The organism is Streptomyces sp. NPDC058665, assembly GCF_042714995.1.
GTDB lineage: Bacteria > Actinomycetota > Actinomycetes > Streptomycetales > Streptomycetaceae > Streptomyces.
In genome coordinates, this window is sequence record NZ_JBHXRX010000110.1 from 1 (window position 1) to 14,917 (window position 14,917).

Genomic DNA, 14,917 nt, shown 5'->3' on the forward strand with positions numbered 1-14,917 from the left:
CCGTCGAATGTTAATCGCCGATAACGTAGGGCGTAGTTCAACCCTGGTCAAGACCTCCATGGGAGCCGCACAGCGTTAGATGGCGGTAACAATGAGGGCTGCCCGGGCCTGCCTGTGAGGAGGAGTGACCACACGTGAGCGAGTTGCGGATTGAGCGTTTGACCTCGCCCGAGATCGCGGATGCCATGGCAAACGGCATGCGTACGGCGGTCCTGCCGCTTGGAGCCACAGAGCAGCACGGCGCGCACCTGCCACTGTCGGTCGACAGCGATCACGCCGACCGTCTGGGCATCCTTGTCGCCGAGCGGCTTGGCGACGCGCTCGTGCTGCCGACGGTGCGGATCGGCTGCTCCGCGCACCACCTCGGCTTCGCCGGAACGCTCTCACTGCAGCCCGAAACGCTCGAGGCGATCTGCGTCGACTGCTGCACAAGCCTTGCCGCGCACGGCTTCCGGCGCGTGCTGATCTTCTCGGCGCATATCGGCAACCACCCACTGCTCAGTGAGATCGAGGAGAAGCTCGCCCCACGGCTTCCTGCCGACCTGGACGTCATCGCGTTCTCCGACTCGGCAGCGGTCCTCCAGGCATGGCGCGACGCGGCTCAACGTGTCGCCGGCCTCGCCGACCATGTCGGAGGCCATGCCGACGTCGCCGAAAGTTCGATCATGCTCGCCGTTCAGCCGGACGTCGTGAGGAACGATCGCGCTACCGCAGGCTTCACCGGGTCAATGAATGACGAACTGCTCGCCCGCGTATTCACCGACGGCGTCAAGGCGGTTGCGCCCAACGGGGTACTCGGTGACCCGCACGGAATGTCCTCTGAGCTGGGTTTTGCCTGCCTGAACGCCGTCGCCGACCTGCTCGCGACGCACGCAACGACACGTTATCGGCCACTCACCTAGGGGTGCTCGTTACCGGGCTTACCCACCCCTCGTTACTGCATCGCCGCGCGCGACACTTCGGCAGGTGCTGATCAAGTTCGCCGGCGAGCTGTTCAACGAGCGTGCCTTCGATGCGGTCACCACGGAGATGATCGGCTCCCGCGCCGGCGTGACCGGCCCCGCCCTCTGGTGTTCCTGAAGAACGAACACAACGTCCCCACGAAAGCGCTGAGAACGACTGCTGAGCCAAGGGCTCATGGTCGTGGTGCTGGTGACCACCACCATGTGCACGAGGGCCCCCGGACATTTCCCGTACGCCCGCAGAACTGCGGTGTCCTGGTCCGCGCCGGACACACCGCAGCCACCGCCGACTTCTCGCGACCGGATATTGAGGGCGCGCGACGAGCTCCGGCGCTGGACCGCGGCGAGAACTCAACGTTGGAAGCCGTGCTTCACGTAGCAGCCACGATCTGACCTGTACCGAGAGTGTCTTGCGGGTTCAGTGGGTCTGACGTTGCTGGCTTGATTCCATTTGTGGACTACACCGCCAAACCATTCCTCTTCTGCATCCATTCTTGCGGAACTTGCAATAGTTGAGTCAATTCGATCCATTGCTTGTCCGGGCATGACGGGCCAGAGTCAGCACATGCCAAATGCAGCGAGCCCGCGCGTACGCAGTTCGTACTAACCCACGAGGAATGGCATGCAACCGGCGGCGCTCCATCAGCGCGTTCCATCATTCGACGGCCACCCCGCAGTCGTCTAAGAAGCAGCCACCGACGAGGTAGCCCCGTCGCCTGCGCCGCTCGGCCTCAGACGGATGGGATTTCAGCCACCTGAGGCAGTACAGAGGCATCGTCAACGATCGACATCGCCCTGGTGCCTCATCGCGCCTGATCCGATGGAAGCGCCCAGTGGGAGGCACCACCCCCTGATCGCGCCGAGCCACACGACGTCGGCCTCGTGTCGCGCGGCGGGACGCCTCCCTCAAATGTGACAAGGAGAGTCAATGACGACTGCGCAACATTCCGAGAAAACGATCAGCTTGAAGTCCGCCCGGCGCGCATCGCTCGCGGGTGGTGTCGGCACACTGATCGAGTACTACGACTTCAGCGTCTACGGGTTCCTGGCGCTCACCATCGGACCGCTGTTCTTCCCCAGCGACAATCCGACGGTCTCAACCCTGTCCGCGCTCGCCGTGTTCGCGTCGTCCTACCTCATACGTCCGCTCGGCGGCTGGTTCTTCAGTCGTCTTGGTGACCGCCGCGGACGCCGGACAGCCCTTGTCGCGACGATCGTGTTGATGGGTGTGGCGTGCGGCGTGATGGGCCTGCTGCCCACCTACGAACACATCGGAGTCGCCGCGACGATCGCCATCATCGTTGTGCGACTCGCCCAAGGGTTCGCCGCCGGCGGTGAGATTGGCGGCGCCGCCACCTACATCGCCGAGCTCGCGCCTCCCGGCAAGCGGGGATATTACGGATCAACGGTTTCCATAGGGTCCACACTCGGGTTCGCCGTGGCCGCCGCCGTCGTAGGAGTGGTCCGGCTGCTGGTTCCGGCCGACCAAATGGCAACATGGGGCTGGCGGATTCCGTTCCTCCTCTCGCTTATCCTGACCGCGGTCTGCCTGCGGGCTCGCCTGCGGGTTGAGGAGTCACCTCAATTCCAAGAGCTGAAAGCCAAGGCCGCGATCGTACGTAGCCCGACGCTGGCCGCTCTGCGCAGCCACCCGCTGTCGGTCGCCCGCGTGGCGGGTCTGGCCATCGCGTTCAACGGCACCGGCTACTTCGGCGTAGCCTACTTCGCGATCTTCCTTGAGCAGGAGGGATTCTCCGCAACAGGCGTCGCCTGGACAGCGGCGTTGTGCATCGCCCTGGCTACCCTGACGTACCCGCTTGCGGGCAAGCTGACGGACCGATACGACCGCAAGCCAATCCTGCTGGCGGCTTACATCGCCTTCGCCGTCATCGCCTGGCCGGTCTTTGCCCTGCTCATCGCAGCGACCAACCTCTTTGTTGTCGGGGCCGTCTATTTCGTCTTCATGTTCTTCACCGGGTGGTCGCAGGTACCGACGTGGCCGCTGGCCACGGAACTGTTCCCGGCGAACGTGCGCTACTCAGGCATCGCGATCGGCTACAACCTCGGCGTGATCATCGGCGGCATTACACCACTCGTCGCCGCCGCCCTCGTGGCCGGCACCGGGAGCAAAACCAGTCCCGTGTACTGGATCCTCGCCGTATCACTCATTGGAGTGATCACCGTCGCGCGCCTGCCGAAGACCGCGGCGAAGCCGCTACCCGCCTGAGCGGACAGCCGGTTCGACGATCTCCTGCAGCACAGTGCGGAAGCGCCGGCCCGGTGTGGGAGATCGTCGAAGGCTGCCAGTTGGCGTTTACTCCTGACTCGTGATCACCTGCCCGACAGTTGAGGCTGCCCAGCGCCAACGAGCAGCTGCCCAGCCCTCGACCGCCAGGCGTCCGGATGTCCGGGGCTTGTTACCGTCTCAATCAGCAGCGGAAATCACGCGCTGGTACGGAAGGGGCCTGTCACCTCGTAGGTGTTGTTGGTGAGGTTGAGCTGCCAGACTCGGTTGTCGCCCTTGGTCGTGAACCAGCCTCTGTTGTCGGCGTAGTTCAGGTCCATGGAGACCACGGACTCACCTACGCGGCGTGGCTCGTCACGGTCGAGGGCCTCGGGCTTGCCGGTGTCGATCTGGCAGAAGCCGCAGCGCCGGGTGCACTGGCTGGATCCGGACCGGTCCAATCGCGGCACACTCAGTCGGTGGCGGAACGTTCTAGATTGAATGTATGCTCCGCCGGTAGGCAGAGAACTGTTCAATTCGGCAAAGTATGCCTCTGAAGTTGAGCAATCTGCTCAGAAGTGACTTGGGTGAGGGTGTGTCAACTGACCACTATGAAGAGTGAGCGAGGCATGGACGCCACCGATGCGCGGATTCTGCTCGCTCTGGCTGTCGATCCGCGGGCCACGGTCGTTGCCCTGGCTGAGCAACTGAGCCTGTCTCGAAATACCGTGCAAGCCCGGCTGGTCAGGATGGAACAGGGCGGCGCATTGGGCTCCTTTGAACGGCGGATCAGCCCGAAAGCGCTGGGCCAGCCGCTCACGGCGTTCGTCACCGCGCAGGTCAATCAGCAACAGCTGGCCGAGGTCTCCCAGGCGCTGGCCGACATCGCCGAGGTCGTGGAGGTCTTCGGCTTGAGTGGCGAGACCGATCTACTGGTGCGGGTGGTCGCTGCGGACGCGGAGGACCTGTACCGGGTCGCGGGGCAAATCCTCGCCGTACGCGGCATCGAGCGCACTACTACAGCCCTGGCCATGCGCGAACTGGTGCCGTACCGCCTCACCCCTCTGCTGCGTCGTGCCGCAGAGGGCAGGTAGCCCAGTCAGACGCCAGTAGAGGCTGCCCGAGCAGGTCATCCACCCCACCCCCCCCGCACGGAGACCGAACGGGAGAACATCCGGGAGTCGACGCTGGAGGGGCTCGACACCGCCGCCCGCAAGGGCAAGCACGGCGGCCGGCCTCCGGTCATCACCGACGACATGCTCCACACTGTGTTGCTGTTGCTGTTGCTGTTGCTGTTGCTGGGGCGCCGGGCGAGCGGCGAGTCCGTCGAGCAGATCCCGCCCGACCTGATCGGTCCCCACCGGCAAACGCACAGGGCAGAGACCCTCCGTCGCCAGCGTCTACCGGGCGTTCGCCGAGCACACCAGGCGTGAGGCATACCCCGAAGCCGTCGAACAGGCCCACACCGACTTTGCCGACCTCCGGGCCGGCGAACTCCCCGGCCCTCGGGCCCAGCCGCAGACCGTACGGTGACCCACTTCAGAGCTTCAAGATCACCCCGTGGCCCCTTCTGGGCTTGTCTCGGCGATCCCCCGTATACGCCGTCCACGTCGCGATGACACCGGGCGTTCCGCGTGAGACTGCGGACGGCATGTCTCAGCGGAAGGTCGGCTGCTCCGGAGGATGAAGTCCTGCTCGATGGGACAACCGTCCGGCGGACGGTGTGTTCCGGCCCGTCGGACGCCTTGGGTGTTGTGTGCGTCAGTCCTTGATTTCGCAGATCGCGGCGCCCGAGGTGAGGGAGGTGCCGACCTCGGCGGACAGGCCCTTGATGGTGCCGGACCTGTGTGCGTTGAGGGGCTGTTCCATCTTCATCGCTTCGAGTACGACGACGAGGTCGCCTTCCTTGACCTCCTGGCCTTCCTCGACGGCGACCTTGACGATGGTGCCCTGCATGGGGGAGGCGAGGGTGTCGCCGGAGGCGGCGGGGCCGGACTTCTTGGCGGCGCGGCGCTTGGGCTTGGCGCCGGCGGCCAGGCCGGTGCGGGCCAGGGGCATGCCGAGGGAGGCCGGCAGGGAGACTTCCAGGCGCTTGCCGCCGACCTCCACCACGACCGTCTCGCGGCCGGCTTCCTCGTCCGCGTCGGTGTCGGCGGGGGCGGCGAAGGGCTTGATGTCGTTGACGAACTCGGTCTCGATCCAGCGGGTGTGGATCGTGAACGGGTCGGCGGTGAACGCCGGGTCGACCACGACCGCGCGGTGGAACGGGATCGCGGTGGCCATGCCCTCGACCTGGAACTCGGCCAGGGCGCGGGCGGCGCGCCGCAGGGCCTGTTGGCGGGTGGCGCCGGTGACGATCAGCTTGGCCAGCAGGGAGTCCCAGGCGGGGCCGATGACGCTGCCGGACTCCACGCCCGCGTCCAGGCGGACGCCCGGACCCGACGGCGGGGCGAAGGCGGTGACCGTGCCGGGGGCGGGCAGGAAGTTGCGGCCCGGGTCCTCGCCGTTGATGCGGAACTCGAAGGAGTGGCCGCGGACCGGCGGGTCGTCGTAGCCGAGTTCCTCGCCGTCGGCGATGCGGAACATCTCGCGTACGAGGTCGATGCCGGTGACTTCCTCGGTGACCGGGTGCTCGACCTGGAGGCGGGTGTTGACCTCCAGGAAGGAGATCGTGCCGTCCATGCCGACGAGGAACTCCACCGTTCCGGCGCCGACGTAGCCGGCCTCCTTGAGGATGGCCTTGGAAGAGGAGTACAGCTCAGCGACCTGGGCGTCGGACAGGAACGGCGCCGGGGCTTCCTCGACCAGTTTCTGGTGGCGGCGCTGCAGCGAGCAGTCACGGGTGGACACGACCACGACGTTGCCGTGCCGGTCGGCCAGGCACTGGGTCTCGACGTGGCGGGGCTTGTCGAGGTAGCGCTCGACGAAGCACTCGCCGCGCCCGAACGCGGCGACGGCCTCGCGGACCGCCGACTCGTACAGCTCGGGCACCTCTTCGAGGGTCCGCGCGACCTTCAGACCGCGTCCGCCGCCGCCGAAGGCGGCCTTGATCGCGATCGGCAGGCCGTGCTCCTCGGCGAAGGCGACGACCTCGTCGGCGCCGGAGACCGGGTCGGGCGTACCGGCGACGAGAGGGGCGCCGGCGCGCTGGGCGATGTGGCGGGCGGCGACCTTGTCGCCGAGGCCGCGGATGGCCTGCGGGGGCGGGCCGATCCAGATCAGGCCGGCGTCCAGGACGGCCTGGGCGAAGTCGGCGTTCTCCGACAGGAATCCGTAGCCGGGGTGGATGGCGTCCGCGCCGGACTCGCGTGCCGCGTTCAGGACCTTGTCAATGTCCAGATAGCTGTTTGCCGGGGTGTCACCGCCCAGGGCGAACGCCTCGTCCGCGGCGCGGACATGCAGAGCGTCGCGGTCCGGGTCCGCGTAGACGGCCACGCTCGCGATCCCGGCGTCCCGGCAGGCCCGGGCCACGCGGACAGCGATTTCGCCACGGTTGGCGATGAGCACCTTCGTCAGCATGCCGACTCCAACATGTCGACCAAGGACACGGTGAGCCGATGCGAGGTCTCGACGTTCCGGTCGACGTCCGGGTCTGGCGTGACAACCGCACGGCCGCCCATGGTCTCGGTACGGGGATGCTCCGTGTGCTGTCGCAGGGCATTCATACTCTCTCCAAGAGTCAACAGGTAGGGCAGCGCCCGCTTTTCAACGGGGTGAGTAGGAACTGCGCCAGGTTGCCGGCCCCGGCTGCGGGAGCCGGTGTGCGGCGATGCGGGACGGGTCCGACCACCCGTCCCGCGGCTTGGGTGCGCCGGGCGGCGTGGCTGCTTCCGCCGCGGCGTGGGCGCGGACCACCGCCAGTGCGGCGGCCAGCTCCTCGGGTGTCGGGTTGCCCCGGAGGACCTTGATGTTCATGACGGCTTCCAGCAGGCCTAGAGGGGGATGTTGCCGTGCTTCTTCGGGGGCAGGGATTCCCGCTTGGTGCGCAGCTGACGCAGGCCGCGTACGACATGGCGGCGGGTGTCGGACGGCATGATCACCGCGTCGATGTAGCCGCGCTCGGCCGCGACGTAGGGGTTGAGGAGCGCGTCCTCGTACTCCTTGATCAGCCGGGCGCGCACCGCCTCGACGTCCTCGCCGCTCGCCTCGGCGATGGTCCGCCGGTGCAGGATGTTGACGGCGCCCTGCGCGCCCATGACGGCGATCTGCGCCGTCGGCCAGGCGAGGTTGAGGTCGGCGCCCAGGTGCTTGGAGCCCATGACGTCGTAGGCACCGCCGAATGCCTTGCGGGTGATGATCGTGATCAGCGGCACCGTCGCCTCGGCGTAGGCGTAGATCAGCTTGGCGCCGCGGCGGATGATGCCGCCGTACTCCTGGTCGACACCGGGCAGGAAGCCCGGCACGTCCACGAACGTGATGACCGGGATGTTGAACGCGTCGCAGGTGCGCACGAACCGCGCCGCCTTCTCCGAGGCGTTGATGTCGAGACAACCCGCGAACTGCATCGGCTGGTTGGCGACGATGCCGACGGGACAGCCCTCGACCCGTCCGTACCCGGTGATGATGTTCGGCGCGAACAGCGCCTGCGTCTCGAAGAACTCGGCGTCGTCCAGGATGTGTTCGATCACCGTGTGCACGTCGTACGGCTGGTTGGCGCTGTCCGGCACGATCGTGTCCAGCTCGTGGTCCTCGTCGGTGAGGGAGAGGTCGGCCTCCTCCGGGAACGCCGGTGCCTCGCTGAGGTTGTTGGACGGCAGGTACGACAGCAGCTGCTTGACGTACTCGATGGCGTCCTTCTCGTCACCGGCCATGTGATGCGCCACGCCCGAGGCGGAGTTGTGGGTGTGCGCGCCGCCCAGCTCCTCGAAGCCGACGTCCTCGCCGGTGACGGTCTTGATGACGTCCGGGCCTGTGATGAACATGTGCGAGGTCTGGTCGACCATGATCGTGAAGTCGGTGATGGCGGGGGAGTAGACCGCACCGCCCGCGCAGGGCCCGACGACGAGGGAGATCTGCGGGATCACACCGCTGGCGTGGGTGTTGCGGCGGAAGATCTCGCCGTACGCGCCCAGCGAGGCCACGCCCTCCTGGATGCGGGCGCCGCCGGAGTCGTTGATGCCGATGACCGGGCAGCCGGTCTTCAGCGCGAAGTCCATCACCTTGACGATCTTCTGGCCGTAGACCTCGCCCAGCGCGCCGCCGAAGACGGTGAAGTCCTGCGAGAACACGGCGACGGGGCGGTCGTCGACGGTGCCGTACCCGGTGACGACTCCGTCGCCGTACGGGCGGTTCTTCTCCAGCCCGAAGTTGGTGGAACGGTGCCGGGCGAACTCGTCGAGCTCGGCGAAGGACCCCTCGTCGAGGAGGAGGTCGATGCGCTCACGGGCCGTCAACTTGCCCTTGGTGTGCTGCTTTTCAACGGCGCGTGCGGAGCCGGCGTGCGTCGCTTCCTCGATACGGCGCTGGAGATCCGCGATCTTGCCCGCGGTGGTGTGGATGTCGGTGTCGGACGGTTCCGTAGGCGCGGAGCTCACCGGACAGATCCCTTCGGGTTGTTGCGAACGAAGACTTGGCGGGCGGACGGCTGCGGTACTGGCATGGGCGGAAGCCGACGTAGGTCCGCAGGAGGCGTCATGTCATGCTCCGCAGGCGCTGGGCAGCCGCTCCCAGTGAAGAGGGCTGCTCCAGGGTGCGGAGAGACGACGTCAGGGCGGCTGTCCATCCCCAGGACGTTGCGCAGGGCATGGGACCACGCACCGGTGGTGGGCCGCTTTCGAGGCATGTCGGGCGGTACGGATTCCCGGGTTCGCCGCAATGCTGCCAGGCGTTCGCAGTGGTTGATCTCGAAGTCGATACTGCTCAGCGAAAGGCTCTCAAAGAGCGTTCGTATGTCGTCGATCGAGTTCATTGCCACCTCGGTCTTGCCGACCGTGCTCCGGGCGATGGACCTCGTCGAGTCGTAACCCACTTGCGTCGTCAGGGCGAAAGCCGCGCTGACCGGACTCGCTTCGTGCAAGGGAACTCACGGTGGAACCTCCAGAAACGGTACTTGATCTCATGGGAACGGTACTCAGTTCCGAAGTTCTGGGCAAGCGATCCCGAAGTGATGCGCGAGGCATTCGCCCCTTGAGGGCCCCGGTTTCTCATCGGCGCCAGGCGCGGCACGACCCTGGGTGTGATGTTCCTTCGTTGAATTGGGGCTCATCGGTACCGGCCGGAGGATGTTGTGGTTCTGACGGGAGGCCCGGTCGGTCATCGGCGGCCGGGGTGCTTGCCGACGGCCTGGAGACGACCTCCCCGATTCTGCCTCCCACGGCCAGATGCGGACGGCTGGCCGACGAGTCAGCTGGTTGGGGAACGGCCGGAGCCCCCGACCACTTCTGTTCGATTCCGCTCAGAGCCTTCATCACATGTCCAATCGTTCGGGCGGGGCATCTACTTCGCTCCGCCGGACGGGGTCGGTGGGGGGTTCCCATGGGATGGTGCGGGTCGGCTGAGTGGGGCCGTCCGGCGGTACGTCTTTTCGGCAGGACAGGGCCGTACCGCCGGACGGGGTGTGAAGGGAGAACCCCGTCGGGGGATCTTGCGGCGGACCGGTTGTGCATGGTGACTGCCGCAGTTATCTCCCCGGTGAGGCGCAGCGCTACGAGGCCGAGGGAGACGACCCTGGGTTGAGCGATGCGGGGACGCTGTCCGCGTGGACGGTGAGCGCGCTTTTGCTCTTGCTCGCCGGCCCCTTCACGCGGGAGCTGTCGGGTTCTCGCTCAGTCGATGAGGTCGAGGGCGGTGGTGACGATGCTGTCGGTGTCGATGCTGTGGTAGCGGTAGACATCCTCGATCGCCCCGGACTGGCCGAACTTGGTGACACCGAGGGTGCTGACGGGAACGTTCTGGATGGTGCTCAGGAATGCCAAGGTGTGCGGGTGCCCGTCCAGGACGGTGACGAGCGGGGTGGCCCGGTCGAGGGGGAATACCTGGTCGAGGATCCAGGTCGGGTCGTCCGACAGCCCGCGGCGGGCCTGGAGCGCACGGAATAGCAGATCCGGGCTGGTCACACACACGACATCGGTGGCTTGGCCGAGGGCGGCGAGGCGGTCGGCGGCGGCCAGGGCTTCGGGTACAAGAGCGCCCATTGCGGCGATAGTCACCACGGGCTTCTCTTGCTGCCGCAGCCGGTAGGCTCCGGCGGTCACATGCCGGCGGCGGCGTTCACGGGCAGCAGGGTCGGTGGGCACAGCGGCGAGCGTCTGGTCCACTGGGCGGGTGGACAGCCGCAGGTAAGCCGAACTGCCGTCTGTCTTACCAAGGTTGCCGAGGGAGGTCAGCAGACACCATTCGGTGTCGATCGCGAACGCGGGCTCGTAGGTGACGCAGCCGGGCTGTTCGATGCCGAGCGAAGGCGTGGTGATCGACTGGTGCGCGCCGCCCTCCGGGGCGAGCGTGACACCGGACGGGGTGCCGACCAGGATCGACTGTCCGCCCGCGTAAATGCCGAACGACCACGGTTCCAGTGCCCTGTTGACGAACGGGTCGTAGACCACGCCGATCGGCAGCAGCGGCTGGCCCCACCGGCTCCAGGTGGCGCCTAGCTCACCGAGCACGCCGACCAGGTTGGTTTCGGCGATGCCGAGTTCCACGTGCTGGCCGGTCGGCTGCTCACGCCAGTGCAGGATGGTCTCGGCGTCGTCGGCGAACCAGTTGGGGCGCTCGGTGGGCGACCACACGCCCACCTTGTTGAGCCAGCCGCCGAGGTTGGTGGAGGAGCTGACGTCCGGGCTGACGGTGACGATCCGGCTCGCCGCCTCCGGTGCCCGGCGGGTGAGGTCCAGCAGGACGCGTCCGAGGGCCTGCTGGGTGTTGCCGGTGCCGGTGCCGGTCGGCGCGGCTCGGCCGAGGTCCGTGGGTAGCGTGGGAGCTTCCCGCAGTGCGTATCCGGGGCGGCGCAGCCGCTGGGCCGCCTTCGTGCACAGGGCCGCTTCCGCCGAACCGTCGGCGAAACGGGTCCACGGGTGACCCAGATCCAGTCCGAGGCGGTCGGCCAGTGCCGTCATCTGGTCGGCTGTCAGGAGCGAGGAGTGGTTCTGCGGGTGGCCCTCGGTGGGGAGCCCGTAGCCCTTGATCGTGTAAGCGAAGATCACCGTGGGCCGGGTGTCGTCGACGGCGTCATAGGCGTCCATCAGAGCGCCGATGTCGTGGCCGCCCAGGTTGCGCAGGGCCGCCAGCAGTGAGGCATCGTCCAGGGACGCGATGAGCCCGGCGATGGACTGTGCCGTGGAGCCGCTACCGGGCAGGCGCTCGCGCAACTGGTCGGCCGAGCAGCGCAGCAGGCGCTGGTACTCGGGGTTGCCCATGGTGTCGATACGAGCACGCAGGGCCTCGCCACCAGACCTGGTGAACAACTCCTCCAGGAGATGGCCGTACTTGAGGGTGAGCACTTGCCAGCCAGCAGCCGCGAACATGCCTCGCAGCTTGTCCGCGGCGATGCCAGGGATGACTCGGTCGAGGGACTGCCGGTTGAGGTCGACGATCCACACCGCTTCGCCCAGGCCCGGCACCATCGGGTCCTGGACGGCTTCCCAGATCGCTCCCTCGTCCAGCTCCGCATCGCCGAGCACGGAGTACTGGCGCCCTGTGCCGGCGCCGCCGAAATGACCCTCCACATAGCGCCGCGCGAGGGCGCCCCATAGGGGGGCGGTGGCACCGATGCCGACCGAACCGGTGGAGTAGTCGACCGGGTCGGGGTCCTTGGACCGGCTGGGGTAGCTCTGCAGGCCGCCGAAGGCGCGCAGCGTGGTCAGGTAGGACTCGTCCAGCTCGTCCAGCAGGTAGTTGATCGCATGCAGCACGGGTGAGGCATGCGGCTTCACCGACACCCGGTCCTCGGCGGTCAGCGAATGGAACCACAGCGCAGTCATGATGGAAGTCATCGAGGCACTGGACGCCTGGTGACCACCCACCTTCAGCCCCGCAGGGTTCGGCCGTACCCGGTTGGCATGATCGATGATCGCGGTGGAGAGCCACAGGACCCGCTGCTCAACCGCCTTCAGCACGACGAGCTCCTCCGCCCGGGCAGGACCAGAGCTGTCGACGTCGGCCGACCTCAGTTCCGCAACCATCACAGACCTCCTCCGCATTCGGCACCATGCCTCAAGGAATTTTGCGTTGTGCTCCGCAAGTAGACCTATGGTCCTGCGACTGCACAAGTTGTTGCCTTTGAGTTGAGCATTCTGCTCAGACTTTGAGTTGACCGGCAGGCATTGACAGGGCATCATGACCAGTGAGCAGCCTCTCGATGCTGCCAACGCCTGATCAGCTGGTCCTTCGAAATCTCACTGCCGGAATGCGTGTCTGCCGGATTCCTTTCACAAGTTTCGCCTGACGACAGGGAGTTGATCGCTTGCAGAACATCCGTCAGCCATGCGACTTGCCCGTCGAACTGTGACAGCTTCCAGGGCCGAACCCACCGGTATGCCTCGTGCTCCCAGTTGAGAGTGAGCCGGCGTTGCCTGGTGTGGGCCACAAAGGTGTGCACGGTCCAGTCCTGGCCGCCACTTGGGTCGGCCAGGCGTAGCGTAGGGCCCACAGTCAGTTGCTCCAGAGCACGGGCGGGGAGCAAAGTCTCCTCCCAGATCTCCTGGATGGCCTGCCGTACCGGGTCGCTGTCAGCGTCCAGATATCCAGTGATGCAGTGCCACAGGCCTGCGTCATGCTGGACGGATCCACTGCGCTTGAACAACCCGATACGCCCTCGCCACATGAGGATGACGGCGACGATGTGTCGCGGGCCCCGAGACGTGGGTCGGCTGAACTCGTCCAGGGACTGAGCCCTTTGCGAAGCTTGCTGAATCACTGTGCGATCACCGCCTTCGGAAGTGACACTTGAATACGACCCGATAGGCCTTTTCATCTGGAGTGCTTCTTTCATGCGACGGCCCGGACTCGGAGAAAGTCCCGTCGTGGCAGGTCAGGAGTACTCGTCCCATTTCTGATCAGCACCGGATGCCCGGCCGCGTGACAGCGCGAGGTACGGCACTCCCTGACGGCGACCTTGCCGACCGCCGTCGCTCCTGTTGTTCACCGGATGCGCCTCTCGCTCCCGGCCCAGGCCTTCTCACGCAACACGAATTTCTGGACCTTCCCCGTGGAAGTCTTCGGAAGCTCCGTAAACGTGACCGTTTTCGGCGCCTTGAACCGCGCCAATCTGCCCTTTACATGGTCGATGATCTCCGCCTCAGTGGCCGTGGCACCGTCCTTCAAGCGCACATAGGCGGCGGGGACTTCACCCCAGCGCTCGTCCGGAACGGCGATCACCGCGGCCTCCAACACCGCTGGGTGATCCTCGATCGCCTGCTCCACCTCGACCGACGCGATGTTCTCCCCACCGGAGATGATCACGTCCTTCGAGCGGTCACGCAGTTCCACGTACCCGTCGGCGTGTACGACGCCGATGTCACCGGTCCGGAACCACCCGTCCGGCACCGCTGCCAGGGTGGCCTCCGGGTCGTCGAGGTAGCCGAGCATGAGGTTGTTGCCGCGCAATGCGATCTGCCCGGTGGTGACACCGTCAGCGGGGACGTCGGTGCCGTCGTTCGCGATCACCCGCGGCACGCACGAGATCATGTTTCCGACGCCCTGGCGCGCCTTGAGCCGCGCCTTTGCTTCGGCGTCGCGGTCGTTCCACTCCGGGCGCCAGTCGCACAGCATCGCCGGACCGTAGGTCTCGGTCAGCCCGTACAGGTGCGTGACCTCGAACCCAAGCTCCGCCGTCCGCCGCAGGATTGCCGGCGACGGCGGCGCCCCACCGGTCGCGATACGCACCGTGCGGTCCAGCGGCGCGGCCTCGCCGGCATAGGCGATCATCGACAGCACCGTCGGCGCCCCGTTGAGGTGCGTGACGCCCTCCTCCTGGAGGAGTCGCCAGATCTCCGCCGGGTCCACCTTCGGCAGGCAGACGTGCGTCGCGGCCGCTGCGGTCACCGCCCACGGGAACGTCCATCCGTTGCAGTGGAACATCGGCAGCGTCCACAGGTACACGCTCGATGGCGTCAGTCCTGTGTGCCCCACCATTGCCACGGCCTGCAGGAAGGCCCCCCGGTGGTGGTACATCACGCCCTTGGGGCGACCCGTGGTCCCTGAGGTGTAGTTGATCGACAGCAGTGACCGCTCGTCGGTCGGGGTCAGGTGCAGCGGCTCCGAAGCAGCCAGCAGATCCTCGTACTCCTGCCCCGCCCGGATCCGGTGCGGCGGAGTGTCCAGCCGGGTGAGGACCTCGTCCACCAGCCCGTCGAACGACGGGTCGTGGACCAGTACGGCGGCCTTGGAGTGTTCCAGGATGTAGGCAACCTCGTCCACCGCGAGCCGCGTGTTCACCGCGACCAGTGGCACCCCCGCCCACGGCACCCCGAAATGCGCCTCCAACGACACATGCGTGTTCGGCGCCAGCACCGCCACTGGGCGGCCTTCTGCCAGCGGTGCCAACCCGCCTGCCAACCGCTGACACCGATCACGCAGCTCCGCATAGGTCCACCGGGACTGCCCATCCACCACCGCGACCCGGTCCCCGTGCGCCGCCGCGGCACGATCCAGATACGACGTCGGGGTCAACGGCTCGAAAGACAAGGAGTCCACGTCGTGGGTCATCGTGGGGTCTCCTTGGTGTGGTGTTGGTGGAGTGCTTGTTGGTGGGCGGGGCGTGCGGTGCGGATGTCGGTGAGGATGTCGTTGGGTGGGC

The 14,917-nt window shown here is 66.7% G+C and carries 11 protein-coding genes and 1 pseudogene; 4 read left to right on the top strand and 8 right to left on the bottom strand.

Going from position 1 to position 14,917, the window contains the following annotated elements; translation table 11 throughout:
* Positions 1-134 precede the first annotated feature (134 nt).
* The 3 genes from ACFWV8_RS37015 (at position 135) to ACFWV8_RS37025 (ending at position 3,189) form a co-directional block, all read left to right on the top strand.
* Positions 135-902, top strand: coding sequence for a creatininase family protein (locus tag ACFWV8_RS37015; RefSeq protein WP_384214705.1), 768 nt, complete (start codon positions 135-137; stop codon positions 900-902).
* A gap of 64 nt (positions 903-966) precedes the next feature.
* Positions 967-1,080, top strand: a complete 114-nt coding sequence (locus tag ACFWV8_RS37020) for a TetR family transcriptional regulator (RefSeq protein WP_384214707.1) — start codon at positions 967-969, stop codon at positions 1,078-1,080.
* Between the two features lie 810 nt (positions 1,081-1,890).
* Complete coding sequence (locus ACFWV8_RS37025) at positions 1,891-3,189, top strand: MFS transporter (protein WP_384214710.1); 1,299 nt, start codon at positions 1,891-1,893, stop codon at positions 3,187-3,189.
* A 308-nt stretch (positions 3,190-3,497) separates the two neighbouring features.
* Here ACFWV8_RS37025 and ACFWV8_RS37030 read toward each other — a convergent pair.
* Positions 3,498-3,635 (bottom strand): annotated as a pseudogene (locus ACFWV8_RS37030) (lipoyl synthase); the annotation flags it as partial.
* 180 nt (positions 3,636-3,815) lie between these two features.
* Here ACFWV8_RS37030 and ACFWV8_RS37035 point away from each other — a divergent pair.
* Complete coding sequence (locus ACFWV8_RS37035; RefSeq protein WP_384214714.1) at positions 3,816-4,280, top strand: Lrp/AsnC family transcriptional regulator; 465 nt, start codon at positions 3,816-3,818, stop codon at positions 4,278-4,280.
* Between the two features lie 667 nt (positions 4,281-4,947).
* Here ACFWV8_RS37035 and ACFWV8_RS37040 read toward each other — a convergent pair.
* The 7 genes from ACFWV8_RS37040 to ACFWV8_RS37070 all read right to left on the bottom strand — a co-directional run bounded on the left by ACFWV8_RS37040 (position 4,948) and on the right by ACFWV8_RS37070 (position 14,826).
* Positions 4,948-6,702 carry an acetyl/propionyl/methylcrotonyl-CoA carboxylase subunit alpha gene (locus ACFWV8_RS37040; protein WP_384214729.1) on the bottom strand — a complete coding sequence of 585 codons (1,755 nt, stop codon included), beginning with the start codon at positions 6,700-6,702 and terminating at the stop codon, positions 4,948-4,950.
* A gap of 189 nt (positions 6,703-6,891) precedes the next feature.
* A complete protein-coding gene (locus tag ACFWV8_RS37045) occupies positions 6,892-7,101 on the bottom strand; it encodes an acyl-CoA carboxylase epsilon subunit (RefSeq protein ID WP_384214717.1) in 210 nt (69 codons plus the stop codon).
* Between the two features lie 17 nt (positions 7,102-7,118).
* A complete protein-coding gene (locus tag ACFWV8_RS37050; RefSeq protein ID WP_384214720.1) occupies positions 7,119-8,720 on the bottom strand; it encodes an acyl-CoA carboxylase subunit beta in 1,602 nt (533 codons plus the stop codon).
* Positions 8,717-9,202, bottom strand: coding sequence for a methylmalonyl-CoA mutase family protein (locus ACFWV8_RS37055; RefSeq protein ID WP_384214722.1), 486 nt, complete (start codon positions 9,200-9,202; stop codon positions 8,717-8,719). Before ACFWV8_RS37055 ends, ACFWV8_RS37050 begins: the two co-directional genes overlap by 4 nt.
* A 748-nt stretch (positions 9,203-9,950) precedes the next feature.
* Positions 9,951-12,302 (bottom strand): pyruvate dehydrogenase, encoded by a 2,352-nt coding sequence (locus ACFWV8_RS37060; protein WP_384214723.1) that lies wholly within the window; start codon positions 12,300-12,302, stop codon positions 9,951-9,953.
* A gap of 152 nt (positions 12,303-12,454) precedes the next feature.
* Positions 12,455-13,111, bottom strand: a complete 657-nt coding sequence (locus ACFWV8_RS37065; protein WP_384214725.1) for an NUDIX domain-containing protein — start codon at positions 13,109-13,111, stop codon at positions 12,455-12,457.
* A gap of 149 nt (positions 13,112-13,260) precedes the next feature.
* Positions 13,261-14,826, bottom strand: a complete 1,566-nt coding sequence (locus ACFWV8_RS37070; protein ID WP_384214727.1) for an AMP-binding protein — start codon at positions 14,824-14,826, stop codon at positions 13,261-13,263.
* Positions 14,827-14,917 lie beyond the last annotated feature (91 nt).

What these genes read in the sequence shown, in the direction of transcription:
- ACFWV8_RS37025 (WP_384214710.1), top strand. Translation starts at nt 1,891, where the DNA reads ATGACGACTGCGCAACATTCCGAGAAAACGATCAGCTTGAAGTCCGCC.
- ACFWV8_RS37035 (WP_384214714.1), top strand. Translation starts at nt 3,816, where the DNA reads ATGGACGCCACCGATGCGCGGATTCTGCTCGCTCTGGCTGTCGATCCG.
- ACFWV8_RS37045 (WP_384214717.1), bottom strand. Translation starts at nt 7,101, where the DNA reads ATGAACATCAAGGTCCTCCGGGGCAACCCGACACCCGAGGAGCTGGCC.
- ACFWV8_RS37060 (WP_384214723.1), bottom strand. Translation starts at nt 12,302, where the DNA reads ATGGTTGCGGAACTGAGGTCGGCCGACGTCGACAGCTCTGGTCCTGCC.
- ACFWV8_RS37065 (WP_384214725.1), bottom strand. Translation starts at nt 13,111, where the DNA reads ATGAAAGAAGCACTCCAGATGAAAAGGCCTATCGGGTCGTATTCAAGT.
- ACFWV8_RS37070 (WP_384214727.1), bottom strand. Translation starts at nt 14,826, where the DNA reads ATGACCCACGACGTGGACTCCTTGTCTTTCGAGCCGTTGACCCCGACG.